Here is a 26,240-nt window from a genome sequence, read left to right as displayed (position 1 = left end):
AGGAAAAATATGACTTATGAAAGTTTAAAACCTTTAATATATAAATTAGATCCAGAAAATGCCCATGCTTTAGCTGAATTTAGTATGCGAACGCTAGATTGTATATTTCCTGGAGGGCTTAGTTTTTTTGCAAAAGATTGTATAATAAATGATGAAATTTTAAATCAAGAAATTTTTAATTTAAATTTTTACAATCCTGTGGGCTTAGCAGGTGGCTTTGATAAAAATGCAACTATGATAAGACCGCTAAGTGCTTTAGGTTTTGGCTTTTTAGAATATGGAACTTTCACCCCAAAACCTCAAAATGGCAACGAAAAACCTAGACTTTTTAGACTTGTTGAACAAGAAAGTATTCAAAATGCTATGGGTTTTAATAATAAAGGTAAAGATGCTATCGCAAAAGAAGTAAAAAAAGTCTATCCTTTTAGCATACCTTTAGTAGCAAATATAGGCAAAAATAAAATCACTCCAAATGAAGAAGCTATTAATGATTATATTATTTTATTAAAAGAATTTAAAGATTTGTGCGATTTGTTTGTGATTAATATATCCTCTCCAAATACCAAAAATTTAAGAGATTTACAAAGTGAGGAATTTGTAAACACCCTATTTAATCAAGCAAAAGAAATCACAAAAAAACCTGTGATTTTAAAAATTGCTCCAGATATGAGTATAGATAGTGCAATTTCACTTTGCAAAAGTGCTATTAGTGCAAAAGCTGATGGTATTATCATGGCAAATACTAGTATAGATTATTCTTTAATTGATAATACAAGAACCTTTGGTGGAATTAGTGGTAGATTAATCACTCAAAAAAGTGCGACATTTTTTAAAGAAGTAGCTAAAGAAATTTATCAAGATACTATTTTAATAGCAAGCGGTGGTATAGATAGTGCTGAACTTGCTTATGAACGCATTAAAAATGGGGCTAGTTTGGTTCAAATTTATACAGCTATGATTTTCAAAGGACCAAGCATTGTTAAAAATATCAATCAAGGATTAATTGAACTTTTAAAACAAGATGGTTTTAATCATATTAGTCAAGCTATAGGAGTTAATTTTAAATGATTAATTATAAAAAAATCACCCTTGAAAATGAACTTGAAATTTACACTTTACCTGTAAATAAAAAAAGCGGGGTTATAAGTGTAGATATTTTTTATAAAGTTGGCTCAAGAAATGAAAAAATGGGAAAAAGCGGCATAGCTCACATGCTTGAACATTTAAATTTTAAAAGTACAAAAAATTTAAAAGCAGGCGAATTTGATGAGATAGTCAAGGGTTTTGGTGGAGTGGATAATGCAAGTACTGGTTTTGACTATACGCATTATTTTATAAAATGCTCTAGTGAAAATTTAGACAAATCTTTGTGGCTTTTTGCTGAATTAATGCGTAATTTAAATTTAAAAGATGATGAGTTTCAGCCTGAAAGAAATGTAGTTTTAGAAGAAAGGCGTTGGAGAACTGATAATAATCCTTTAGGATATTTATATTTTAGATTATACAATCATGCCTTTTTACATCATCCATATCATTGGACTCCAATAGGCTTTTTTAAAGATATACAAAATTGGAAAATAGAAGATATACAAGATTTTCATCAAACTTTTTATCAACCCAAAAATGCTATTTTGCTTGTGAGTGGCGATATTAATGAAGATGAAGTTTTCAATCTTGCTAAAAAACATTTTCAAGATATAAAAAACACCAAAGAAATCCCTATAGTTCATGAAAAAGAACCTGAACAAGATGGTGCTAAACGCGTGATCTTGCACAAAGAAAGCGATACGCAACTACTAGCACTTGCATACAAAATTCCTGCATTTAATCATGAAGATATGCCAAAACTTTGCGCATTGAGTGAGCTTTTAGGAAATGGAAAAAGTTCTTTAATAAGTGAAATTTTAATTGATAAATTAGAACTAATCAATGAATTTTATGCCTATGCAAGTGAAAATATAGATGAGAATTTATTTATATTTATTTGTGTTTGCAATGAAGGTATAAAAGCAGAAGATGTTGAAAAAGAGCTTTTGAAAATTCTTGAAGATGTAAAAAATGCCAAATTTGATGATGCTATCATGGAAAAAATCAAAAATACCGTAAAAAGTGATTTTATTTTTTCACTAAGCAATGCAAGTAGCGTTGCAAATATTTATGGATCTTATCTTGCAAAGGGTGATTTAAAACCTTTGCTTGATTATGAAAAAAATATAGAAAATCTAAGCAAAGATGATTTAATTCATTGTGCTAGAAAATACTTCAATGAAGACAAATCTACAACAATAATCTTAAAAAGGGGCGAAAATGGACAATAACATCATCATAGGAGCAATGACAGCTTTAATAACTCCATTTAAAAATGGAAAATTAGATGAGCAAACTTACCATAAACTCATCAAAAGACAAATCGCAAATGGAATTGATGTAGTAGTGCCTGTTGGAACAACCGGAGAAAGTGCCACCTTAACCCATGAAGAACATAGAATTTGTATAGAAATAGCACTAGATGCATGCAAAGGAAGTTCTTGTAAGGTTTTAGCAGGAGCAGGAAGCAATGCCACACATGAAGCTGTAAGTTTGGCTAAGTTTGCACAAGAGCATGGAGCTGATGGAATTTTAAGCGTTACTCCATATTATAACAAACCCACACAAGAAGGTTTATATCTTCATTATAAAGAAATAGCAAAAAGTATAGATATACCTGTACTTTTATATAATGTCCCAGGAAGAACAGGGTGTGAGCTTCAAACAGAAACTATTATAAGATTATTTAGAGATTGTGAAAATATTTACGGAGTAAAAGAAGCTAGTGGAAGCATTGATAAGTGCGTTGATTTGCTAGCGCATGAACCTAGAATGATACTTTTAAGCGGGGAAGATGCGATTAATTATCCTATACTTTCAAATGGCGGTAAGGGTGTGATTTCAGTTACTTCAAATTTACTTCCTGATATGATTTCAAAATTAACTCATCTAGCTTTAAAAGAAAAATACATTGAAGCTAAAAAAATCAATGATGAGTTATATAATATTAATAAAATTTTATTTTGTGAAAGCAATCCTATACCTATTAAAGCGGCAATGTATATAGCAGGTTTAACCCCTACTTTAGAATATCGTTTGCCACTTTGCAAACCTAGTGATTGCAATTTAACAAAAATAGAAGCGATTATGAAAAACTATAATATAAAAGGATTTTAATGGATACTTTTTTTCAAAATAAAACTTTAGTAATTAGCGGTGGAACAAGAGGGATTGGTAAAGCTATTGTATATGAGTTTGCAAAAGCAGGAGCTAATGTAGCTTTTACTTATAATTCTAATGCAGATTTAGCTCAAGAAATTGTGAAAGATTTAGAAAATAATTATAAAATCAAAGCAAAAGCTTATGAATTTAACATACTTGAACCAGAAACATATAAAGAGTTGTTTGAAAAAATTGATCAAGATTTTGATAGAATAGATTTTTTCATCTCTAATGCTATCATTTCAGGTCGTGCTGTTGTAGGTGGATATACTAAATTTATGAAATTAAAGCCAAAAGGTATTAATAATATTTTCACAGCAACTGTAAATGCTTTTGTTGTTGGAGCGCAAGAAGCGGCAAAAAGAATGGAAAAAGTTGATGGGGGTAGTATATTATCTATTTCTTCAACAGGAAATTTAGTTCATATTGAAAATTATGCTGGTCATGGTACAGCTAAAGCAGCGGTTGAAGCTATGGCAAGATATGCTGCAACCGAGCTTGGTTCTAAAAATATCCGTGTAAATGTAGTTAGCGGTGGACCAATTGATACTGACGCGCTTAAAGCATTTACAAATTATGAAGAGGTAAAAAATGCAACTATCAATCTTAGTCCGCTAAACCGCATTGGACAGCCACAAGATCTAGCTGGCGCATGTTTATTTTTATGCTCTGATAAGGCAAATTGGATCACAGGCCATACTTTGATCGTAGATGGTGGTACCACCTTTAAGTAATATTACCTTAAGGGTGCTTTATAAAGGATTTTAAAAGTATGAATTTACCCAATATCTTAGCTTTTATAAGGATATTATTAGCTCCACTTTTGTTTTTTTTACTTATTAATGATTTTGAAAATATCCATCCTAGTTGGGTAAATTATTTTGCTTGTGTTATTTTTAGCATAGCTGCTTTAACTGATTTTTTCGATGGCTATATTGCAAGAACTTGGAATCAAACTACTAAACTTGGAGCTATTATAGATCCTTTAGCAGATAAAATGCTTATTCTAGCTGCATTTTTAGGGTTATTACTTACACAAAAAGCTGATCCATGGATGGTTTACATTATCTTAGTAAGAGAATTTTTCATCACCGGCTTTAGAGTGGTTATGGTAAGTGAAAAAATTGATGTAAGTGCTTCTTTTGCAGGTAAAATAAAAACAACTTTTCAAATGATAGCTATTATATTTTTAATCATGCAATGGCCTTTTGCCAATACATTGTTATTTATTGCTTTAGTGCTTACACTTTATTCAGCTTTTGAATACATACTAGCTTATGTAAAACATTTAAAAAAGGTATAAATTGAAATCATATTTATTTTTATTTATTATCTTAGCTATTGGCTTTAAATTTTATTCTTTTAGTTTTTTAATAACACTTTTAGTGATATCTTTTTTAATTTTTTTTCACGAATTAGGACATTTTTTAGCTGCAAAACATATGAGGGTTGATGTAGAAATTTTTAGCATAGGTTTTGGAAAAGCTATTTTTAAAAAAACTTACAAAAATACAGAATATCGCTTATCCGCCCTACCATTTGGCGGTTATGTTAAACTTAAAGGACAAGATGATTTAAATCCTAGTGAAAAAAATTATGAGCCAAATAGCTATAACACTTTAAGTCCTTTAGCTAGAATTTATATACTTTTTGCGGGACCATTTTTTAACTTTTTTCTAGCATTTTTACTTTATATAGCCATAGGTTTTTTAGGTGTGCAAAAACTTGCACCTGTTATTGGCAATATAGCACCAAATTCAGCTGCACAAAAAGCAAATTTACAAATTGGTGATAAAATCCTAGCTATAGATGGAGTTCAAATTCAAAGTTTTGAAGAAATTGGCAAACTTGTTCACGCAAAACCAACCCTGCTTGACATAGAACGCGATAATAAATTTATCAATATCACTTTAACACCGCAAATTGACCAAGGTTATAATGAGTTTTATCAAAAAGTTCAAAAACCTCTTATTGGTATAGCACCTAAGGGTGAGTTTGTTACTATTTATCACTCAGGAATTAGCAGTTTGAAATATGCTTATGAAGAAAGCATAAATGCTTCTTTGCTTATTTTCAAAGGTCTTGCTAAAATCATCAGTGGGGAATTAGATGCTAAAAATATGGGTGGAATCATCACTATGGTGGATATAACCTCCAAAGCAGCAAATACTAGTATAGTAGTTTTATTTTTAATCACAGCTTTAATTTCCATCAATCTTGGAGTACTAAATTTACTTCCGATACCAGCACTAGATGGAGGACATATACTTTTTAATCTTTATGAATTAATTTTTAAAAAAGAAGTACCAAAAGTATGTTTTGAATATCTTAGTTATTTTGGCATGGCTTTACTTTTAAGCTTAATGGTATTTGTAACTTACAACGACATTACTCGTTTTATGAGCAATTAATAAGTCCTAGTAGCAAAATCATAGCGATTAAACTCAGCTATACTATTTTTACGATAAAAGCTATTATAAAATTGCTTACTTAAACTTTGCTCATAATTTAGTCTAAACTTAACCCACATTGCTGTTTGATCTTTTGCGCTTGTTTTTTCATCTTGATAATTAAGCGATAAATCCAAAATAGAAATTGGAGAATAAGTAATGTTATACTGATTTTGTGTTTCTTTCATGTTAGAATTTACATTTAAAACATTTAAATAAGGTAAATCAAATATAACCCCAAACTCTGTACTATCATCACTATTATTTTCTTTTATATCATAATGATTAGCATATGCTTTAAAATATTGACTAAATTGCAATTCAGCGCCAAAACTATTTTTTGCATAAGCTTGTTTATATTGATCATTGAAATAATTAAAACCAAAATTGATTTCATCAAATTCATAACGATTAATAATTCCCAAAGAATAAGCTTGCTCTAACTGCCCTATTCTTGCTTGTTTTTCTAAAAGTAAAGTAGCATTATCATAATCTAAAATTGAGTTGATATTTTTAATATTTACATTTAAAGCGTTATAATCTAAACTAGCTTCTGTTTTGTCCTTTGAGCTTAAATTTAAAACCTGTGCTAAAGAATTACTAGCAAAAGTACCAAAATCGACATTTTGACCTTGATACTCCTGCGGTTTTTGAAAAAATACTTGTTTAGAAATTGCATTTGTTTTTTGTTCTTTAGTTATATTAACATCACCCTCACTTAAGCTTTCTTCTAAATTAGAAGCAAGCGCATTTAAACATATACAACTTAAAAAAATGTATTTTTTCATTTAACCTCTTATTAAATATGTTTTTTATGCTCTATTTCGCTTATCATTTTTTCATTTATATCTTGAATTTGCTTAATATGTGCATAAATTTTTCTTTCCTCTTTGACTATTTGATTGTTTCTTATACAATCAAATAATTTTTCTATATAAGAATTTAAATTTTGATTTAAAACATAAATATTACTTGTAGAATCAAATTTGGCTAAATTTTTATCTTCTATATCTTCTATTTTGGAATTAATCACACAAGAGCAAGCTAGATATGTTTTTAAACAACACTCTAAATAAAGCAATATTTTATTAGTATCAACACTTGTCTTAGAAATCTCATCTAATAAAATTTTAGCTTTCTCATCAACACCGGTAAACACCTCTTGGAATTCTTCTAAACTTGAGTTAGATTTTTTAGCAACTTTATAAGCTTCATTAGTTATGTTTTTAATATTACTCATTTGCTCTATTGATACTTTAATCATCACAGAAATTTCTTTGGCGGCCTCTTGAGTTTTTTCAGCTAAATGTCTTACCTCATCTGCAACTACCGCAAAACCTCTACCATGCTCTCCTGCACGAGCTGCCTCAATAGCTGCATTTAATGCTAAAAGATTGGTTTGCTCTGTAATATCTTCTATAATAGATATAAAAGAAGAAACATTATTAATTTGCTGTGAAAAAGTATCCATTAAAGTATGAATTTGAGTGATATTTTCACCTAAATTTTGCAAATCGACTGAAATTAATTCTGCATTTTTGGCACTTTTTGAAGAATGAGTAGAAATATCATTTGCTTGCTCATATATATCATGCATAGTGCTTGCATTATCATTTAATTTCACATTAATCAAAGCTAATTCTTTTTGCAAAGAATCTGACATATCCTTAGAAACATTTTCAACGACAATACTTCTTATGGATAAATTTTGAGTTTTTTCTATTTCTAAAGTAGCTTCATTAATAATTTTAGCATTATATGCGAAAGTACCCATTAAGCCTTCTAATCTTGCTTTTCTATAAAATCTTTGTTCTTTTACAGCTAAAATAGCATTAAGAATTTCTCTATTAAAAGCCTCCATTTGATCAGCTAAATCATTTACAACCCAACTTAATTTTCCTACTCCAGATTTTGGAACAGCTATATGAGTAATTCTTGCTTCCAAATTTCCTTTTGTAAGCTCATTTAAAACTTGAGTAATCCTTAAAACTTCTTTATTTCTATAATAAGCACTAGCAAGTCCAAATAACACCACTAAAGTTCCAATCACACAAAAAATAAAACCAAAAATATTATTTTCTACTATTTCCAAGATTGCCATCAAACAAAATAAAAATAAAGCAAAATAATTTACAGATTGATTGATATTATATTGATAAAACCAATTCTTCATAACTCATCCCTTTTGTATTTAAATAATCATCAAGTTTCTTCCTTGATGCACCTTTTCCACCTTTTTGCTCTTCAATCAAAAGCTCTTTGTATAATTTTTCTATTTTTTCAACTGCTTCTTTTTTGGGTTTTAAACGCATAGAATAATACCCAACAACTTCTCCTTTGGAATCAAACGAAGGACTGATAAAAGCCAAAACCCAATAAAATGATCCATCTTTTGATAGATTCTTAACATAAGCTATAATCTCTTTTTTACTCTTAAGTCTTTCCCAAAGTAATTCAAAAACAACTTTTGGCATATCCGGATGACGCACTATATTATGAGGTTTTCCCAATAATTCTTCCTCACTATAGCCCGAAAGAGAAATAAAGATTCTATTGCAATATATGATTTTTCCTGTAGTATCTGTTTTGGAAATAATCATTTGTCCGTCATTGAAAAATTTTTGATTATTATTTGGCAAAATTTTTCTTTTCATATACCCTCCTTAAAATATTAATTTTAATATACCAATATATAAAATTAATAAATCAAGGATTAAATAAGTCCTTTTTTAAGCTTTCTAATTAAGAATCTTGCAGGATGTAAGGCATATAAAAATTCTTTTTTTATTCTTGGCTCATCAAAAATCAATGAGCTCATCACTCTAGCACAAACAATAGCACTAGCAAAAGCTCTAGATCCATGAGCAATAGAAAAATACAAAGGAATAAAATCATTTGGTATGACTTGATTTTTATTTTTATGCCATAAAAGTGCTTTATAATTTTGCATATAAAAATTTTCATCATAGGCTTGACCTGCTATGGCAAATCTATCACTAGAATATGATCTAAATCCTACTTTACCGCCCATTATCTCTAAATTTTCATCGTGCAAAAACTCTTTTACATTTTCAATATTTTGCAAATCATCATTTTTTAAAAGCGTTGTATCTTGATTAAGCCTATCATAACTTGCGCCAATAAGTTGTAAATTAAGCTCCTCATTAATAGGACAAATATATCCTTTAGAAGATAAGGCATACGGGTTTTTTAAAAATGGTTTTAAATGAGTACATTGACCTCTTACACTACTTAATTTCATATATTTATACTCTAAAAAATTCTTAACATCAGCACCTTGAGCATAGATTAACACATCATAATCTTTTAAAATTTTTTGATTATTAAAATTTAAAAAAAACTTTTCATTTTTATAAGAATAATCTTTAAATTCATACTCAAAAAATACCCTAGCCTTGCTTTTTTGCAAAAGTGTCTTCACAAGCTCTTGAGGTTTTATACAAAATCCATCTTTTAAAAAGGCTTGATTATTAATAATTTCAAATAAAACATTATCTTTTTGACTATCAAAACGCTCTTGCATAAGCTCATTATGAGCAAATTCATAAACCCCTTGTGGAATTAAATTTAAAATTTGTCTATAAAATCTACTTGCTTCTAAAAAAGCATATTGTGAAAACTCGCCCAATAAAACATCGGGTTTTAAAATCAAAGAACTTAAAATTCCATTGATATTTCCAGAAGCGCCTTTTCCTAATGAATTTTCTTTTTCAAAAACATCTACTTGAACATTTCTTAAAGAAAGCTCATAAGCCATGCTTGCTCCGGCTATACCTGCTCCAATAATAGCTATTTTTTGAATCTCTTTTTTTAAAGATGGGGTATTAAAATATGCAAATTTATCTTCAAATTCTAAACCATTAAAAATGGCTTGTATCATTTCTCTTTTTCTAAAACCTTTTATCTTTTGCACTTGAAAATTGTTGTTAATTAAAGCCTTTTTTAAAACACTAGCAGAAGAAAAAGTTAAAATCTTAGCATTTATTTTTGAGTTTTTAGCAACATCGTTTATAATATTATCATCAAACATATCTTGATTTTTAGAAGGTGAAAAACCATCTAAATACCAAATATTTGCCTTAAAGTCTAAATTTTGTAGATTTTCTTTAGCATCACCAAACACCAAATCTAAAAAACAATCTTGAAAATAAAACCTATAAACTCCATCCTTACATGGAGGATAAAAATTTAAAAATTGCTCTAAAACTTCTTTAAATTCCTCATAAAAACCAAGTTTTTTATAAATTTCTCTTAATTTATCTTTTTCTATATAAAAATTTTCAAAGCTAAGATAAAAAAGTCTTTGATTATGTTTTTTTTCTTTTAAAAAACGCTTTAATGTAAGAAAGAAATTTAAGCCTATACCAAAACCAAGTTCTGCTACAATAGTCTGTTTGTTTTCAAAGTCAAAAGCATTTGTATATATAAATTTGCTTTCACTTAAACCATCACTAGAATTAAAATAATAATCATCAAAATCCAAAGAAAAAGGCGCATTATTTTTTATAATAATATTTGCTTTTTTCATTGATTCTTATAAAAATAACTTTCAATTCCATTGGCAATACCAATGGCTAATAATTCTTGGAAATTTTTATTTGTCAATCTATTTCTTTCACTAGGATGACTAATATAACCTGTTTCAATCAAAATCGCTGGCATTTGTGCTCCTACTAAAACCCAAAACGGAGCCTCTCTAACCCCGCCATCAACAACTTTATATTTTTTTCTTACATTGCTCAAAATTTTTTTCTGCACATCGATAGCTAATTTATTTGAAGCAACTATTTTTTCACGATTTAAAAAATTTAAAAATGTTTGCTTGGAAAAATAATTCATTTCTTCAAAATCTGATTGATTTTCTGCTTCAGCAGCTTTTTTACTTCTTTCGCTTCTTGCAGGAGATAAAAAGAAAGTTTCAATTCCTTGTAAAGTCTTAGCTCTTTGTTTATTTGGTGCTGCATTTGCATGGATAGAAATAAACAAATCTGCCATTTTCTCATTAGCCATGGAAGTTCTATCTCTAAGGTTTATAAATTTATCAGTACTTCTTGTGTAATAAATTTTATATCCTCTTTTTTTTAGCTCATTTCCAAGTTTTAAAGCCACACTTAAAACTACATCCTTTTCTCTAACACCCTTATCTCCTAAAGTTCCTGGATCCTTACCTCCATGACCTGGGTCAATTACTATAATTTTGCCTGATTTTTTGATAGTAGCTTTTGCTGCTTTTGAAGTATTTTTTACTGGCGTTTTTTTAATCTTTTTCTCAAATCCTACAAATAGCTCATCATCATCCAAATCAAGACTAGTCTTAAAATCACTAGTAGAATTTAAAACAATTCTTACTGTAGTTTTATTAAACTGCACTATTGTGATAGATTGATTTTTATTAATATCAATTTTTTTTCTATCGCCTTCTAGAATGGCTTCAAAACTCACAATAGAGCGATACATTTTACCATCTTTAAAAGAGTTGATTTTAATATCTTCAATATCAATATCATTGTTTAATTTTAAATTAACACCACTTTTATCTTTACTTGATTTTAAAATATATAAAGGTTCATTTCTAACAACTTCTTTTTTAACTTCTGTTTTTTTAATCTCGCTTTGTTTTTTAACTATAGGTTTAGGTTCTTCTTTTTTTTCTATTTTTTCAAGTCCCATAAAAAGACTTTGATCTTTAAACTCTATTTTTACTTTTAACTCTTTTTTAGAACTCAAAACTAAACGCATGCTAGTTGGATTAAATTGTGATACAATAATATCAAAATCTTTAAATTCAAAATTTCTTTTTGGCCCTTTTAAAATTCCATCAAAATCTGCAACATAACGAAAATTATCACCTTTTAAAGTAAAATTTTTTATATCTTTTTGGCTAATTTTTTCACTCAAATCAAGCAAAATACCATTATCTAATTTTTTAACATCAAGAATAAAAAGCTCTTTTTGTGCCGAAGTTTTTTTATCTTCTTTTTTATCTTCTTTTTTATCTTCTTTTTTATCTTCTTTTTTATCTTCTTTTTTATCTTCTTTTTTATCTTCTTTTTTATCTTCTTTTTTATTAGTAAAAGCCGTAGTATTAGTTTCGTTTTTTACTAGCTCTTTTTTTATTTTTTGATCTTGTATAACTTTTAAAGCATTTTTTAAACGCGAAATTTCTTCTTCACTTACTCCGCTTTCTTTAAGCTCTTGCACATAAGCCTTATCATCAAAACCTAAAAAATTTGAACTAATGATTAATCTTTTTAAAATCTCATTTTTTTCTTCATTATTATCATTAATTACGCTTTGTATATATAAAGATTTTAGTTGTTGATGTAATTGCAATTTTTCTTCTGCATTAGAGGCTAAAAAGTTTTGATCAAATTTTTTAACCTCTACATTAGCAAAAACACCAATATAAAATAATAAAAAAATAAAAAATATTCTAAGCATCTTCACCATAAACTAATTTTTTCATTAGTTCTTCTACGCTAATAAGTTTATCCAATCTATACCCATTAGCTCCTGTAAAAAATAAACCTGTTTCTTTTTTGCCACTCCAAGCATCGTATAATCTATCCGCTATACAATAACCTACTTTAGTAGCTTCCTTGCCTCTACCACATGGTGCAACGCAGTTGCTCACACAAGAAATTTTTGGCCCCATTCTTTTATCTACTAAATTTAAAAGATTAGTTCTTACTCCTCTTGCAGGATAACCAACCGGGGATTTTAAAAGCTCAATATCTTCTTTTTTACAATCAAGTAATACTTGTTTAAAATCATCACTCGCATCACACTCAAAAGTTCCTATAAAACGAGTTCCCATTTGAACGCCACTTGCTCCTAAAGACATCATCTTTTCTATATCTTGCTTATCCCAAATTCCACCTGCAGCAATCAGTGGTATGTCGCCCCAATTTTTAATTTCTTGCGCAACTTGTGGCACCACATTTTCTAATTGATATTCATCCATTAAACATTGCTCATAAGTAAAACCCTGATGTCCGCCGCTTTTTGGTCCTTCAACTATAACTGCATCAGGTAAGCGATTGTATCTACTTTGCCATCTTTTACAAATAATTTTTAAAGCCTTAGCTGATGATACAATAGGTACCAAAGCAACATCAGGATAATCTTGTGTAAATTCAGGTAAATTTGTAGGAAGTCCTGCTCCTGAAACTATCACATTAAAACCAACCTCACAAGCATTACGAGCAATTTGCGCATAATTATTACTTGCATATAAAATATTACAGCCCAAAGGTGCGTCTTTGCAAACCTTTCTAGCATTATCTATCAAAGCTTTTAAGCCTGCTTTTGAGTAAAAATTATCACTACCATAAGGTTTTGCATTAAGTTCTTTATCTATATGTGTTCTATTTTCATAATACCCAGTTCCCACTGAAGAAATAATCCCTAAACCACCATTTAAAGAAACTGCAGAAGCAAGCTTATCCCAACTTATACCAAGCCCCATTCCACCTTGAAAAATAGGATATTTTATCTCATGCTTTCCAATTTTTAAAGCTTTAAAACTCATTATATTACCTTTAATTTTGCAAATTTTCTTTTTCCAACTTGTATAATATATTCTCCACTTTCTAGTTGGTATTGTTCATTTTGAACTTTTTCTCCATTAATACTTACTGCATTAGAACTAATCAATCTTCTAGCAGCCGAAGTAGAGCTTTCCATTTTACATTCCACTATAGCTTTTGCAAGCCAAATACTACCTTCTAAAGTAAAACTTGGCATATCACTAGGAAGCTCTTTTGCACTATGAACTTTGTCAAATTCTTCCTTGGCTTTTAAAGCACATTCATTTGAGTGAAAACGAGCTGTTATTTCTAAAGCTAAATTTTCCTTAGCTTTTTTAGGATGTAATGAGCCATTTTTAATATCATCTTTTATTTGCGAAATTTCATTTAAGCTTTTTTCACTTAAAAGCTCATAATATCTAAACATCAACTCATCACTTATGCTCAAAACCTTAGCATACATATCTTTAGCATTTTCTGTTACACCGATATAATTTCCTAAGCTTTTACTCATTTTATTTACACCATCAAGACCTTCAAGCAATGGCATCATCATCACCGCTTGTTCTTTTTGACAATTATATACTCTTTGAAGCTGTCTACCCATTAAAAGATTAAATTTTTGATCCGTTCCACCCATTTCTATATCACTTTTTAATGCAACGCTATCATAACCTTGTAAAAGTGGATATAAAAACTCACAAATTGATATAGGACTTTGCTCTTTAAAACGCTTAGTAAAATCATCTCTTTCAAGCATTCTAGCAACACTAAAAGTCGAAGTAAGTTCTACTATACCAGCAGCACCAAGCTCATTTAGCCATTTAGAATTAAAATGAATTTGAGTTTTACTTGGATCTAAAATCTTAAAAACTTGCTCTTCATAAGTTTTAGCATTTTTAAGCACTTCTTCTTTATCAAGTTTTTTTCTTGTGACACTTTTTCCTGTTGGATCGCCTATTTGAGCAGTAAAATCACCTATTAAAAATTGCACTATAGCTCCATGCTTTTGAAGTAAAGCCATCTTGCTTAAAACTACAGTATGACCCAAATGCAAATCAGCGGCCGTAGGATCAAAACCAGCTTTTACAAAAAAGTTTTCGCCTTTTTCATAATAATTTTTTACCAAAGAAATCAATCTTTCCTCATCAATAATTTCTGCTATTCCTCTTTTAATTTCTTTAATAATTTCTTCAATATTCATTATAAAACCTTTTTTAGTGATTATTATATGCATCATTTAAAGATGTAAAATCTAAAATCTTATACCTAGCTTTTAATCTTTCTTTTGCATTTTCAACATCTATATTATTAGGTAATTCAACTTGCACTTCAAAATAATTTGCCACCACAGGCTCTGAATCGGCTGAATTAATACTTAAAACATTAATCTGCATTTTAGCCAAAGTAGTTAGAAAATCCGCTAAAGAGCCTTTTTTATTTTCTATAGAAACAATGATTTTGTAACTTTTTATCGAGCTATCATTCCAAGAAACAAAAACCATTTCTTTGTTATCTTCTATCATCTTCATTGCTTGTTCGCAAAGTTTATGGTGTATTGTAGCACTAGTTGAATGTCTAAAAGCGATGATTTCATCTCCTCTTTTAGGTCTACAACAATAATCAAAATTAATCGTAGTTATTTTATAATTAGAACCAATCACTATGCTTTCAAATTTTTGTTCATTTTGTTCAAATTTAGCTGCTTGATTTTGTCCTACATATTTTCTAAGAGCTATAATTACCTCTTTAAAATAATTAAAATCTAAAGCAATTTGTCTGAGCTTTTTATTAAATTTTTCTTTTTCAAGCCATTCTTCTATAAGTTTAGAATCTTTATTAAATGCCGTAGATAAAAGATTAATGGCAATTTTATTGTTTAATTCTTTTTTCTTTTGCTTACAAAAATCTCTTATACTAGCTCTAGCTTTTCCTGTTTTAACACTATCTATCCAAGAGCATCTAAAAAATTCTTCTTCTGAAGTTTCAATACTAACTATATCTCCATTTTTAAGCACAGTTAAAAGCGGGACTCTCATACGATTCACAAAGGCGGTTTTTGCATGAAGTCCTACTTTAGTATGAACCTCATATGCAAAATCCAAAGCCGTAGCTCCACGCGGTAAGGTAAAAATTTCACCTTTAGGAGAATATACTGCTATATCCTCAATATATAAACTATCCTTTGCATATTCATAAAGCTCAATAGCATCACAATCTTGTATATTATTTCCTTCTTCTTTACCATGCATAGAAATATCTTCAAGCCAATCTAAATTTGGTGTTGCAATATTTCCTTCTTTATATTTCCAATGTGCTGCAACGCCAAATTCAGCAGTTTTATGCATATCAAAGGTGCGAATTTGAGCCTCTATGATATTTTTTGCATCAAAAAGTGTTGTATGTAAGGTTTGATAACCATTTTGTTTTGGCAAGGCTATATAGTCTTTAAATCTTGAAATCAAAGGATTAAAATGCGTATGTAAAATTCCCAAAGCCAAATAACAATCATAAACTTTTTCAACCAAAATTCTTACACCTAAAAGGTCTAAAACTTCATCAAGCCCCACACCTTTTCTTTGCATCTTTAAATAAATAGAATAATTATGTTTAATTCTTTTATGTATAACAAAACTACCTTGTCTAAACCCATTTTCCAAAAATAACATTTCTATTTTTGAAATAAATTCATTAAATCCAAGTTGAATTTGTTGATCTTTTGCATTTATATAATTATCAATTTGTGCATATTCATCAGGAAGCAAAAATTTAAAACTTAAATCCTCAAGTAAATTCTTTATACTTGAAATTCCAAGTCTATGGGCTATAGGTGCATATACCACTAAGGTTTCTTCGCTAATTCTTTTTTGCTTATCTTCTCGTAAATAATTTAAAGTAAGCATATTGTGCAATCTATCACAAAGCTTTATTACAAGCACACTCACATCTTCAACACCCGCTAAAAGCATGTTTCTAAAAGTCAGAGCAGATTTTGCAAGTTTCTCATTGGAATTAGAATGAGTAAGATGATCTTCTCTAATACTAACTATTTTAGTTAAACCTTGAACTAATTTTGTTACTTCTTCGCCAAAATTTGCATTTAACTCTTCTTCATTACAATTTGTATCTTCTAATACATCATGTAATAATGCGGCTATAATCATAGATTGTATAGGACTTAAAAAAGCTACAAAAGAAGCTACTAATATAGGATGAACCGCATAAGGTTCTCCACTCTTTCTAAATTGTCCTTCGTGTTTTTGGATACAAAACTCCACTGCTTTTTCCAAAACAGCAGATTGTGGAAAAACCATAAAAAGAATTTCTTTTGCTCTTTGTAAATCCTTGCAATTTTTTACATCATCAACAAGTTTATCTAGCAATAACTCATCATTTACCAGCTTCAATAAATCCCTCTAATACGATTTTATCTTCTGCTATTTCATATAAAGCAATATCAGTATATTTATATTTATTTTTATCTAAATTTACTAAAGGCTCTGCGCCATTTGCAAGCTCTTCAGCTCTTTTAGCTACTACAAGAGCTAATTTATATCTATCATCTTTTAATTTTTTTAATGCCTTTGCAGCTATTTGTTCTACTCTCATTTTTTACCTTTAATCTTGATTTTTAACAATAGAGCATAAGCTCATATCGCCTTGGATAATTTTTAATAAATTTCCTTCTTTAAACATATTACATACCACAATAGGTAAAGCATTATCTTTAGCTAGGGCTATTGCCGTATCATCCATAACTTTTATATTATCATGTAAAGCTCTTTCATAACTTAACTCATTAAGCATAATAGCATCATCAAATTTTTTAGGATCTTTATTATAAATTCCATCTACCTTAGTTGCTTTAATGATCATATCTGCTTGAATTTCAACCGCTCTTAAAGTTGCAGCAGTATCTGTAGTAAAATAAGGATTGCCAGTACCACAAGCAAAAATAACTATGCGTCCTTTTTCTAAATGTCTATGTGCTCTTCTCATAATATATGTTTCGCAAAATGCTTCCATTTGGATAGCACTTTGAACCCTCACATCAAGTCCAGCACTTTCTAATGCTTCTTGCATAGCTATAGAATTAATTACAGTAGCAAGCATACCCATATGATCGCCACTTGTTCTTTTTATCAGTCCATCTCTTGCAGCAGATACCCCTCTAATGATATTACCACCACCTATTACAATACCTACTTCAACATTTTCATGAATCAAACTTTTTATTTCAGAAGCTATATATTTTAAAATAGAATTTTCTATACCAAATCCATTTTCTCCAGCCAAAGCTTCTCCAGAAAATTTAACCAATACTCTTTTTCTTTTATTGTTCATTAAATTTCTCCTTTGATTTAAAACTATATCAAAATTCGCATTAAAAAAAACTAATTTATTTAATCATTTCCAAAGGATTGATATGAAAATTCTTTTGGGTTACTTCAAAAGTTAAATCACTTTCAACCCTACCTATAATATAACCTTTCTTGATATTTCTACCTACTTTAACCCCAGGGGCAATTTTATCTAAATGCGCATAAATAGTATGTATACCATCTTTATTTTCAACAATCACAACTTGCTTTAAAGTTGGAGTTGCTTTTGCAAAAACTACTTTTCCATCTAAGACATTTCTTACCGCAGCATTAGCACTATCACTTTTTAAAACTACATTTTCATTATAGATCTTAATATTATAAATAGGATCTATATAATTTCCAAATTTTTGCTTTACTGTGTAAGATTCTAAAGGAGCTATTGTCTTAGGACCATTATATCGCTTAACACTGCTTGTTTGATAGCTTGAACCTACTTGTTTTATGTTTGAATTTGGCTTTTGATCATCCTTTTTTTGTGCTAATTTTTCTTCTTCTTTTTCTTTGATAATTTTTAATTTATTGAGTGTTTTTCTTAATTCTTGCTGTTGGGCTTGCAAATTAGAAAGTTTTCTAGTATAAATTTCTTTATCAGTTTTTTGTTTAGCTATTTCTTGCTCTTGTTTTTTTCTAAGATTTTTAAGCTCATCAATTTGATCTTTATAAACTTTTAAATTATTATTAATTGTAGTAATTTGTCTTTGCTTTTCTTCTATTTTTTTGCTCACATCTTCATAATCTTTTGAAATTTGATAAAATTCTTCTTTGAAAATTTTATCCAAAACCCCAACTAATTCTAAAGCTATAATACTATCTTCACTTTCAATATAATTTTTAGGGATTGCTAAATCATAAGCAAAATCTTTAGCAATTAAATCAATTATTTTTCCTTCGATCTTATTTTTATTTTGCAAAAGATCTTTATTTTGTGCATTAAGCTGTTCTAATGCTTTTATTTGAGTTTTCACAGATCCTTCAAGTTTAGAAGTTTTTGAAGTTAAGGTGCTAATTTCTGAAGCAATTTTTTTTAAATTTTTCTCATTATCTAAAATTTCACTAGCTAAATCTTCTAATTTTTTAGATAATTGCTTTACTATGCGTTCATTTTCTTTAATATCTTTTTGCTTTTGTGCAATTTCATTTGCAAATAAAACAGAAAAGGAAAATAAAAAAAGCAAAAAGCATTTTTTCATTTTCTAACCTTAAACATCACAAAATTCACACAAGCAAAACAAACACAAAGCATTGCTAAAAAAATCAAAAATAAATGCGTGAAAATACTTATTTTAGGTAAGCTAATGTCTACACTTTGTAAAGCTAGTTTAATGGATTCAAGATCATAAACTTGGGTAAAAAATAATACAAGCAATAAAAATGCTATAAAACAATCAATAAAAACTATCTTATAAAGCATAAAAGATCTAAACCAAAATGGAGCGCCAAGCAAGCACATGATTTCCACTCTTTGAGTATGCTCGAAAAGCCAAATTTTCATTTGTTTAAGCAATAATACAAAACTAAGCAATATTATAATAAACAAGAAAAACCATAATAAAAATTTCACTAAAACTAAAAGTTTATAAATTTTTGTATGCGTTTTTGCAAAAGTCTCCACTCTAGTAATGTTAGGATTTTTTAAAAGTTTATCTTTTAAAATGTTTAACTCATCTTCTGACAAAAGCTTATTAAGCTTCAAAGTATAAAATTTTGGCAATGTAGCTTTTAAAACTTCTATGTTTTTAGCTGATATATCATTTTTAAGTCTATCTATCATTTCATTTGGATTTAAAATTTCTAAAGACTGAAAATGACTAACCTGCTCTTCTATGCTTTTTTTATCTAAGTGAGTTTTTCCTACTAAAATGATATTATAATCTTTATTTAAAAGTTTTTCATAATATTCAATAGTTTTATTTGTGATAATCAAAAACTCAAAAGCAAACATCATCACCATTAAAGCAAATATCAAAGAAAGATGATTTTTAAAAGATTTCATTCATTCTCCCATTTTCTATATTAAAACGACGATAATCAAGTCTTAAATTAGTAGGAATTCTATGTGTGACAACTACCACGCAAGTTCCAAGTATTTCTCTGGCTGATTTTAACAAAGTCCATATAATATCTGAAGAATACTCATCTAAATTTCCCGTTGGCTCATCGCATAAGAGTAATTTTGGATTATGTGCTAGAGCTCTTGCCATGGCCACGCGTTGCTGCTCTCCACCTGAAAGTTGAGCTGGCTTTTTATCAGCTTTGAAAGTTAAATTTACATGCTTTAAAAGCTTTGCAGCTTGTTCTTTACATACATTTTTACTATAACCTTTAATCATCAAAGGTAACATTACATTTTTTTCTACACTAAATTCTTGAACCAAACGATAATCTTGAAAAATAATTCCTATTTTTTGCCTAAGCTGCAAAAGTTCAGCATTAGAAATATCCACTAAATCATTATTGCAAACCTTTAAATTTCCACTTATTGGCTCCAAATCCCCATAAAAAGATTTTAACAAAGTTGATTTTCCGCTACCACTTTTTCCTGTGATAAAAACAAAATCATTATCTTTTAGCGAAAAACTAGCATTTTCTATAACAAGCTCATCATAACCAAGACAAAGCTTTTTGGCTTCTATCATCACTGCTTTTTCCTTATCATTTGTTTGATAATTATTTAAATCATTATTATTTAATATAAGAATACAATATTTCTCTTAATTTTTCTATAGCTTTTAAATTTTCTTTAGTTTTAAAAGGTTGCTCAAAGATAAATTCTATCTTTTGTAAGTTTAATACTATATAAACATGTTCAGGTTTATAAAAAGCACCAAAAGCTATTTTAATAACAAGTTCTTCATCTTTAATATACATTTTTTCAAAATGCAAGAAAAAATCTTCGCCTTTAAAAACTTCATTTTTAAAATTCTTTTTTATACAAGCTAATTCTTTTGTATTTAATTTTAAATCCTCAATAGCAAATTTTTGATTTTTATTCAAGCTTTTACTCTTGCTAAAACCACTAATGATTAAATCATATATATCTTTATTTTGTCTTTTCCAACGATCTTCATATTTACTTGAAATTTCTAAATTTTCATTTTTTTTGATTAAAGCTTTTAAATGTGGGAAAGTTAAAAAAGTCTCCAAAGTAAAATCAAAATACAAAAAACTATCCGTTCTAAGTTCAAATTGTCCATCTTCTTTTAAAACCCTAGCACATTCATTTGCAAAATTTAACCCCACTACTCTACGGTGAGGCTTTTTATCCCAAGGAACAGGAAAATGCAAAAAGATTTTATCCACAAGATTAGATTCAAGTACGCTTAATAATAATCTTGCATCAGTTTCTATTAATAAAACATTGTTTAAATTTTCACTTAAAGCAAGTTTAGCTACTTGTTCTAATGCAGGAGTGTAAATTTCTATACCAATTATCAGTACATTAGGATTTTGCCTAGCTTGATAAAGTAAATGTCTACCGCTTCCAAAACCTATTTCAATATAAATCTGTTTTTTATTTTTTATTTGTTCTAAAATTTCTTTTAAATCATTAGCAATTAAAGGTGTTTTTTGGATTAACCTTGTGTGTTTTAGCGCCACAGCTTCACAAACTACATCTTGAGTAAAATTTTCTTTAAATACAAGTAAAGCCTTTTGCAAATACCCAATTTGCGAAGGCTTAGTATGTTTTTCACCCTTTATAAGCCATTCTTGACTTTTTTCATCTTTTTTAATTTGTAAAAAAAATTTTTCTTGGTTTATACGCGTAAAAAGCAAATCAACATTTTTACCTTTAGCAAGCCATAAGAATTCAACTCCATCTTTTTTAAAAGGAAGTTGAATTTCTTTTAAAATTTTACACTTAAAATTTGGCATTATTTTACTGCTGTAAATTTATCAGAAGCTTTTGATTCTATGCCATTTGCATCAATTGCAATAACTTCATAACTATATACTTTTCCAGGAGCTGCAGTAATATCTTTTAATTGTTTAGATTTAATCTCTTTAAACACAGCATTACTTCCACCACCACTTCTTTTAACTATGTATTCTTTAGCTCTATCATCATTATCAATCCACTCTACTCTAATACCATCATCTTCAACAGCACACAAAACAATACTTGGCGCTAATGGCGCTCCTAGGGTAATACCTTCCACAGGCTCACTTGCTATAGGACTTTCTAGGCCATCTTTATCGACCATACTAACTTTATAATATCTTTTTTCAGCCACACCTTTAACCACATCTTCATAAGTATTTTCAGAAGTTTTAGCTACCACACTAAAAGGTAAAAAAGTAGTTGAACTTGAATAAATTTTATAATAAGCAAAATCAGCATAATCAATTTTATCCCAAGTTAAAATGATTTTTCTTGGTGCGTCTTTACTTGCTTGTAAATTACTTACCATAGGAGGAAGGGCTTTGGTAGTTGATTCTACTATTTTACTTGGAGTGCTTTTAATACCATCATAAGTTAAAGCTATGATTCTATATTGAAAACTTTCATCAGGTTTTAGCGAATCATCTATATATTCAGCACTTAAGCGATTTTTGATTCTAGCTAATTCTTTAAATTTCATATCTTTCATATTTGCACGCTCAATGATGTATGAATTTACTCTTACATCAGGATGTGGTCTCCAAACTATTTTCACACGATTTGGCAACCCTACAATAGCTTGCACAAAAGGCACTGGATCAATCACTCTATTTGTAAAAGCTTCTATGCTTACACCATCTTGAGAAACTTGTCCAAGTTCATTAAAGGTTTTCATAGAATAATAATATCTTGTATTTGGTGCTAAATTTGTATCAGTATAGTGAGTTTGAAATTTATTTTTGATTTTTGCTATAAGCTCCATAGGTGCACCAGCTGCATTTGCTCTATAAATATAATAACCTGCTATATTTTGATCATACAAAGGTTCCCATTCAAACGCTATACTTGTAATATCACTTATACTTTTAATACTTGATATTTTTGGTAAAGTATCATTTACTTGAGCAATTTGCGGTGAACTTACGCTACAAGCACTAAAAGCTAAAGCAGAACTTAAGATAATCCAATGAAGTTTTTTCATCTATCTCTCCTTGTGTAAAATTTTCTTTTAAAATTTGATAAAAATCATCAAACATAGGAGCTTTTACAAACATCAACTCTTTAGTCCTAGGATGAATAAAATAAATCAAATACGCATGAAGCATTACTCTATTATACTTTATTTTTCCTTTATATCCGTATAATTGATCTCCTAAAATATATCGATTAAAATCTGCTAAATGCACCCTGATTTGATGAGTTCTTCCTGTGTATAACTTAGCAGCTATCAAAGAGCAATTTTTAGCACTTAATAAATTTATAAAATCTGTTTTTGCATTTTTTGCTAAAGGATTTTTAGTATTTGTAGTAATTTTTTTAAGCCTATTGCTAGGACAACGCATAATAGCTTTTTCATTACTCATTTTATCATTTTTCAAAGGCAATTCACTCAAAGCAAGATAAAATCTACCCATACTTTTATCCAAAAGCTGATTTGCTAAAAATTGATGTGCTTGATTGTTTTTAGCTATGATGATAGCTCCACTTGTGCCCTTATCAAGTCTATGTACAAGCCCTGCTCTATGTTCTCCATTTAAATTTGACAAAGCATAGCCCTTATGCAAAAGCCAATCCACCAAAGTCGCTTCTTTAACACTACTTGCACCATGTACGACAACATTAGGAGCTTTGTTTAAAACTAAAACATCATCATCTTCATATAAAATTTCTATATCAAACTCAGGCGTGTAGCTTTCTTTGGCTTCTTTTACTAAAGGTAAAAAAATACTTATTTCATCTTTTTGTTTTATTTTTTTAGAACTTTTATTTTCTATTTTTTCATTAATATATATGCAGTTTTCTTTGATTAGTTTAGCAACTTGCGAACGACTTTGCTTAAGTATATCTGATAAAAAAACATCCAATCTTTCTTCACAAAGTGATGAAATTTTTAGCATATTATATTTCCTTGTGATAAAATTTGCAATTTTAGCATATAATTATGTAATATTTTATAAAAAAGGGTAGCTTTGATAAAACTTGATAGAAGAATTTTAACACATTTTGACTTTGTACAACCTCTTTTAGTGTTACCTATCATAGCTATATCTTTTCTTTTAATTTATGAGGCAAATACGCGCTTAGCTGAAAAACAATTTATCTATACTTTAGTGGGTTTTGCAGGATTTGCGTTTTTTTTCTTTTTACCCTTAAGAAGACTAATGTGGCTTATACCTGTGTTATATTGGATTAATATAGCTTTACTTTTAAGTGTGGATATTTTTGGTGTTGAAAAACTTGGAGCTAGAAGATGGCTTGAAATACCTTTTACACATTTTACCATACAACCTTCTGAAATTTTTAAGCCCTCTTTTATTTTAATGTTAGCTTATTTGATTTATCAAAATCCTCCACCGCCTAATGGCTATGGCTTAAAACAATTTTTAAAGCTAAGTTTTTATATTTTGCTTCCGTTTTTGCTTATAGCAGGAGAACCTGATTTGGGAACAGCTTTGGTGCTTTTAATAGTAGGCTTTGGAACGCTTTTTATCATAGGAGTAAATTATAAAATTTGGCTTAGTATTTTTTTAGCTATAGCCATAGCCTCACCTATTATTTATAGTGATTTTTTAAAGCCTTATCAAAAACAAAGAATTCATGATTTCTTAGCTGAAGAACCAAGTTACCATGTAAAACAATCCATCATTGCAATAGGAAGCGGTGGTTTGAGCGGAAAAAAAGCAGATGAAGCTACACAAACACATTTTAAATTTTTACCTATTTCTACGAGTGATTTTATCTTTGCATATTTGTCTGAAAGATTTGGTTTTATCGGTGCAGTTGTAATCATACTACTTTACACCTTACTCATTTTTCATTTATTGAGTTTAAATTATAAGCTCAAAGATGATTATTTTACAAGAGTGGTGACAAATTGCATTGCTTTATTTATTTTCATATATGTAGCGGTAAATATATCAATGACCATAGGTTTTGCTCCTGTTGTTGGTATACCTATGCCATTTTTTAGTCATGGGGGAAGTTCTTTTGCTACTTTTATGATTTTCTTTGGAATTTTACAAAATTTAATAACCTTTAGATATTTAGCAATAGAAAAAGCGGTAAAAATAAAATTCTAAATTTAAATTAAGGAAATAAAGATATAATAACATTTTTATTTTAACTTCTGGCGGATTTATAGCTCAGTTGGTTAGAGCAACCGGCTCATAACCGGTTGGTCGCAGGTTCGAGTCCTGCTAAATCCACCATTAATTTTGCATTACAACTTGATTTTCAAAAAAACATTTTCCAATGAATTTTTAGTATTTTTATGATATTTTTGCAAATTTCTTTCTTTTTGCTTTCTTCTATTTGGAGTTTATCTAAAAAAGTTTCTTCAAGAGTGTTAACAAGTTGCATACATTCTTTTGCATTAAATCTTTCTACTTCATTTAAAGGTGACAACGCTTTTAACAATAAATCTTTATATTCCATAAGAGTTTTAATATCTACCTCTGAAAGCTGGGCTAACAGAGATAGAAATTGTGCAAAATTATACAGTGGCATATATTTCTTTCTTTTTCCACAACATTATAAAATGTACCTATATATCCGACTAATAAAATCTTTCATGATCTCCGCCACCAAAAGTAACCGCTCGTGTTTCTGTGACATTTACACCTAAAGTATTAAATCTCATTGTAAAAGTAGGAGTATCGGTCAATGGTTTAGTGCACCATGTAGTTGATATTGCAACTTTTGCTTCACCAGAATTATCAAATTCTTTATCCCATCTTTGTATAATTGGCACAGTTTGACCAAGGCCAACTAAGAGATTAGTTCCACTAAAATCAACTTTTTCTCCTGCAATTCCATCGGTTAATGTTAAAGTTGCACTGGTGTAGCATGAAGCAGGATCTTTCCAAGTATCATATATTGCATGAATGCGTTTTTGCACCTCAATACTTCCTACAATTGCTTCAGAATCAGCTCCATCCCATTCTTTATATTTCACTTTAAGACTAAAAATTCTACCGGTGTGTTCAGTAACTTTTCCAATAGGTTTAAAATTTAAATAAACTGAACCTTTATCATCAGTATGAAGCGTGCCTTTATTTACAAAATTAGTATAACCAAGATACTGATCTGGTTGAACATCTACACTAGAGTTTGGAATTAGTCCATATAGCTCTATAGTTGCTCCTGTATCAAATGGAATATTATTTACATTTATTCTTGGACGAATTGGACCATTAAATATAGCTGTTTCACTAGCTTTTTCACTTCCATCTTCATACTCAACGCTTACTGTTACCGGACGAGTAGTAGGATTAATTGTTCTAAACTTAGTTAGCGCAACACCTTTACTATCAAAATATTTTGGAATTAGATCTTCTTTTGGAAGTACTCCATCGCCGACAATGCTCCATTTTATTTTTGCATAAGGAGTGCCTTTTGCCAATATACTGACAGCTTCAAACAAATATGGATTTAGCCTTGTTTTACCAAGAGTTAATTGAATTGGAATCTTCTTATAATTTAATTCTTTACTTAAATTTTTACCCAT

The 26,240-nt window shown here is 29.1% G+C and carries 25 protein-coding genes and 1 tRNA gene; 8 read left to right on the top strand and 18 right to left on the bottom strand.

All coding sequences use genetic code 11. The annotated features are described in order from the left end of the window. Positions 1 to 9 precede the first annotated feature (9 nt). Genes L8X38_RS03270 through rseP form a run of 6 tightly spaced genes read left to right on the top strand, consistent with a single transcriptional unit; the run spans position 10 to position 5,660 of the window. Positions 10 to 1,068 (top strand): quinone-dependent dihydroorotate dehydrogenase, encoded by a 1,059-nt coding sequence (locus L8X38_RS03270; protein WP_133319237.1) that lies wholly within the window; start codon positions 10 to 12, stop codon positions 1,066 to 1,068. After that, positions 1,065 to 2,318, top strand: coding sequence for a M16 family metallopeptidase (locus tag L8X38_RS03265; RefSeq protein WP_263661291.1), 1,254 nt, complete (start codon positions 1,065 to 1,067; stop codon positions 2,316 to 2,318). The genes L8X38_RS03270 and L8X38_RS03265 overlap by 4 nt, the downstream gene beginning before the upstream one ends. Continuing rightward, the gene (dapA, locus tag L8X38_RS03260; protein ID WP_133319239.1) at positions 2,308 to 3,204 is read left to right on the top strand and encodes a 4-hydroxy-tetrahydrodipicolinate synthase; all 897 of its coding nucleotides are present in this window, start codon (positions 2,308 to 2,310) and stop codon (positions 3,202 to 3,204) included. The genes L8X38_RS03265 and dapA overlap by 11 nt, the downstream gene beginning before the upstream one ends. Further along, complete coding sequence (locus L8X38_RS03255) at positions 3,204 to 3,983, top strand: enoyl-ACP reductase (RefSeq protein ID WP_263659588.1); 780 nt, start codon at positions 3,204 to 3,206, stop codon at positions 3,981 to 3,983. The genes dapA and L8X38_RS03255 overlap by 1 nt, the downstream gene beginning before the upstream one ends. 38 nt (positions 3,984 to 4,021) lie before the next feature. Beyond that, positions 4,022 to 4,552: a CDP-diacylglycerol--glycerol-3-phosphate 3-phosphatidyltransferase gene (pgsA, locus tag L8X38_RS03250; protein ID WP_263659587.1), complete on the top strand. Its 531-nt coding sequence runs from the start codon at positions 4,022 to 4,024 to the stop codon at positions 4,550 to 4,552. A gap of 1 nt (position 4,553) precedes the next feature. After that, the gene (gene rseP / locus L8X38_RS03245) at positions 4,554 to 5,660 is read left to right on the top strand and encodes an RIP metalloprotease RseP (RefSeq protein WP_263661290.1); all 1,107 of its coding nucleotides are present in this window, start codon (positions 4,554 to 4,556) and stop codon (positions 5,658 to 5,660) included. Here the strand turns inward: rseP and L8X38_RS03240 are convergent. The 16 genes from L8X38_RS03240 to L8X38_RS03165 form a co-directional block, all read right to left on the bottom strand. Next, positions 5,657 to 6,487, bottom strand: a complete 831-nt coding sequence (locus tag L8X38_RS03240; protein ID WP_263661289.1) for a hypothetical protein — start codon at positions 6,485 to 6,487, stop codon at positions 5,657 to 5,659. The two genes, rseP and L8X38_RS03240, sit on opposite strands and share 4 nt — an antisense overlap. 11 nt (positions 6,488 to 6,498) lie before the next feature. After that, on the bottom strand, positions 6,499 to 7,296 hold the full coding sequence (locus tag L8X38_RS08505) for a methyl-accepting chemotaxis protein (RefSeq protein ID WP_259443340.1): 798 nt from the start codon (positions 7,294 to 7,296) through the stop codon (positions 6,499 to 6,501). Between the two features lie 550 nt (positions 7,297 to 7,846). Next, on the bottom strand, positions 7,847 to 8,353 hold the full coding sequence (locus L8X38_RS03230) for a PAS domain-containing protein (protein ID WP_133319244.1): 507 nt from the start codon (positions 8,351 to 8,353) through the stop codon (positions 7,847 to 7,849). A gap of 59 nt (positions 8,354 to 8,412) precedes the next feature. Continuing rightward, complete coding sequence (gene mnmC, locus L8X38_RS03225; RefSeq protein WP_263661287.1) at positions 8,413 to 10,248, bottom strand: bifunctional tRNA (5-methylaminomethyl-2-thiouridine)(34)-methyltransferase MnmD/FAD-dependent 5-carboxymethylaminomethyl-2-thiouridine(34) oxidoreductase MnmC; 1,836 nt, start codon at positions 10,246 to 10,248, stop codon at positions 8,413 to 8,415. Beyond that, positions 10,245 to 12,161, bottom strand: coding sequence for an N-acetylmuramoyl-L-alanine amidase family protein (locus L8X38_RS03220; RefSeq protein ID WP_263661285.1), 1,917 nt, complete (start codon positions 12,159 to 12,161; stop codon positions 10,245 to 10,247). Before L8X38_RS03220 ends, mnmC begins: the two co-directional genes overlap by 4 nt. Further along, positions 12,154 to 13,251: a nitronate monooxygenase gene (locus L8X38_RS03215; RefSeq protein WP_263659924.1), complete on the bottom strand. Its 1,098-nt coding sequence runs from the start codon at positions 13,249 to 13,251 to the stop codon at positions 12,154 to 12,156. Before L8X38_RS03215 ends, L8X38_RS03220 begins: the two co-directional genes overlap by 8 nt. Further along, on the bottom strand, positions 13,251 to 14,453 hold the full coding sequence (gene tyrS, locus L8X38_RS03210) for a tyrosine--tRNA ligase (RefSeq protein WP_263661284.1): 1,203 nt from the start codon (positions 14,451 to 14,453) through the stop codon (positions 13,251 to 13,253). The genes L8X38_RS03215 and tyrS overlap by 1 nt, the downstream gene beginning before the upstream one ends. Positions 14,454 to 14,466: 13 nt before the next feature. Continuing rightward, complete coding sequence (locus L8X38_RS03205) at positions 14,467 to 16,656, bottom strand: RelA/SpoT family protein (RefSeq protein ID WP_133319249.1); 2,190 nt, start codon at positions 16,654 to 16,656, stop codon at positions 14,467 to 14,469. Further along, positions 16,640 to 16,858, bottom strand: a complete 219-nt coding sequence (locus tag L8X38_RS03200) for a DNA-directed RNA polymerase subunit omega (protein WP_133319250.1) — start codon at positions 16,856 to 16,858, stop codon at positions 16,640 to 16,642. The genes L8X38_RS03205 and L8X38_RS03200 overlap by 17 nt, the downstream gene beginning before the upstream one ends. A 9-nt stretch (positions 16,859 to 16,867) precedes the next feature. Further along, a complete protein-coding gene (gene pyrH / locus L8X38_RS03195; protein WP_133319251.1) occupies positions 16,868 to 17,593 on the bottom strand; it encodes a UMP kinase in 726 nt (241 codons plus the stop codon). A 55-nt stretch (positions 17,594 to 17,648) separates the two neighbouring features. Beyond that, on the bottom strand, positions 17,649 to 18,824 hold the full coding sequence (locus tag L8X38_RS03190) for a murein hydrolase activator EnvC family protein (RefSeq protein WP_133319252.1): 1,176 nt from the start codon (positions 18,822 to 18,824) through the stop codon (positions 17,649 to 17,651). Then, a complete protein-coding gene (locus L8X38_RS03185; RefSeq protein WP_263659928.1) occupies positions 18,821 to 19,627 on the bottom strand; it encodes an ABC transporter permease in 807 nt (268 codons plus the stop codon). Before L8X38_RS03185 ends, L8X38_RS03190 begins: the two co-directional genes overlap by 4 nt. Then, positions 19,614 to 20,270 (bottom strand): cell division ATP-binding protein FtsE, encoded by a 657-nt coding sequence (locus tag L8X38_RS03180; RefSeq protein WP_039625813.1) that lies wholly within the window; start codon positions 20,268 to 20,270, stop codon positions 19,614 to 19,616. Before L8X38_RS03180 ends, L8X38_RS03185 begins: the two co-directional genes overlap by 14 nt. 46 nt (positions 20,271 to 20,316) lie before the next feature. After that, complete coding sequence (trmB, locus tag L8X38_RS03175) at positions 20,317 to 21,507, bottom strand: tRNA (guanosine(46)-N7)-methyltransferase TrmB (RefSeq protein ID WP_263661283.1); 1,191 nt, start codon at positions 21,505 to 21,507, stop codon at positions 20,317 to 20,319. Next, complete coding sequence (locus L8X38_RS03170; protein WP_220566341.1) at positions 21,507 to 22,715, bottom strand: ferrous iron transporter A; 1,209 nt, start codon at positions 22,713 to 22,715, stop codon at positions 21,507 to 21,509. Before L8X38_RS03170 ends, trmB begins: the two co-directional genes overlap by 1 nt. Beyond that, entirely contained in the window at positions 22,669 to 23,631 is a 963-nt protein-coding gene (locus L8X38_RS03165) for an RluA family pseudouridine synthase (RefSeq protein WP_263660618.1), read from the bottom strand. Before L8X38_RS03165 ends, L8X38_RS03170 begins: the two co-directional genes overlap by 47 nt. A gap of 72 nt (positions 23,632 to 23,703) precedes the next feature. Between L8X38_RS03165 and L8X38_RS03160 the strand changes: the two genes are divergently transcribed. Both L8X38_RS03160 and L8X38_RS03155 read left to right on the top strand, forming a co-directional pair. Next, positions 23,704 to 24,813, top strand: a complete 1,110-nt coding sequence (locus tag L8X38_RS03160; RefSeq protein WP_087700555.1) for an FtsW/RodA/SpoVE family cell cycle protein — start codon at positions 23,704 to 23,706, stop codon at positions 24,811 to 24,813. 52 nt (positions 24,814 to 24,865) lie between these two features. After that, positions 24,866 to 24,942: transfer RNA gene (locus L8X38_RS03155), tRNA-Ile, on the top strand. A gap of 25 nt (positions 24,943 to 24,967) precedes the next feature. On the opposite strand, the gene L8X38_RS03150 is transcribed toward L8X38_RS03155, so the two are convergent. Beyond that, positions 24,968 to 25,240 (bottom strand): hypothetical protein, encoded by a 273-nt coding sequence (locus L8X38_RS03150; RefSeq protein ID WP_263661282.1) that lies wholly within the window; start codon positions 25,238 to 25,240, stop codon positions 24,968 to 24,970. A gap of 49 nt (positions 25,241 to 25,289) precedes the next feature. Further along, positions 25,290 to 26,240, bottom strand: a 951-nt coding sequence (locus L8X38_RS03145) for a hypothetical protein (RefSeq protein WP_263661280.1), incomplete at its 5' end; no start/stop codon positions are given.

This window comes from Campylobacter sp. CNRCH_2014_2452 (genome assembly GCF_025772865.1).
Taxonomy (GTDB): domain Bacteria; phylum Campylobacterota; class Campylobacteria; order Campylobacterales; family Campylobacteraceae; genus Campylobacter_D; species Campylobacter_D lari_D.
The sequence above is the reverse complement of the archived record's forward strand: the minus strand, read 5'-3'. Positions and strand labels throughout refer to the sequence as shown.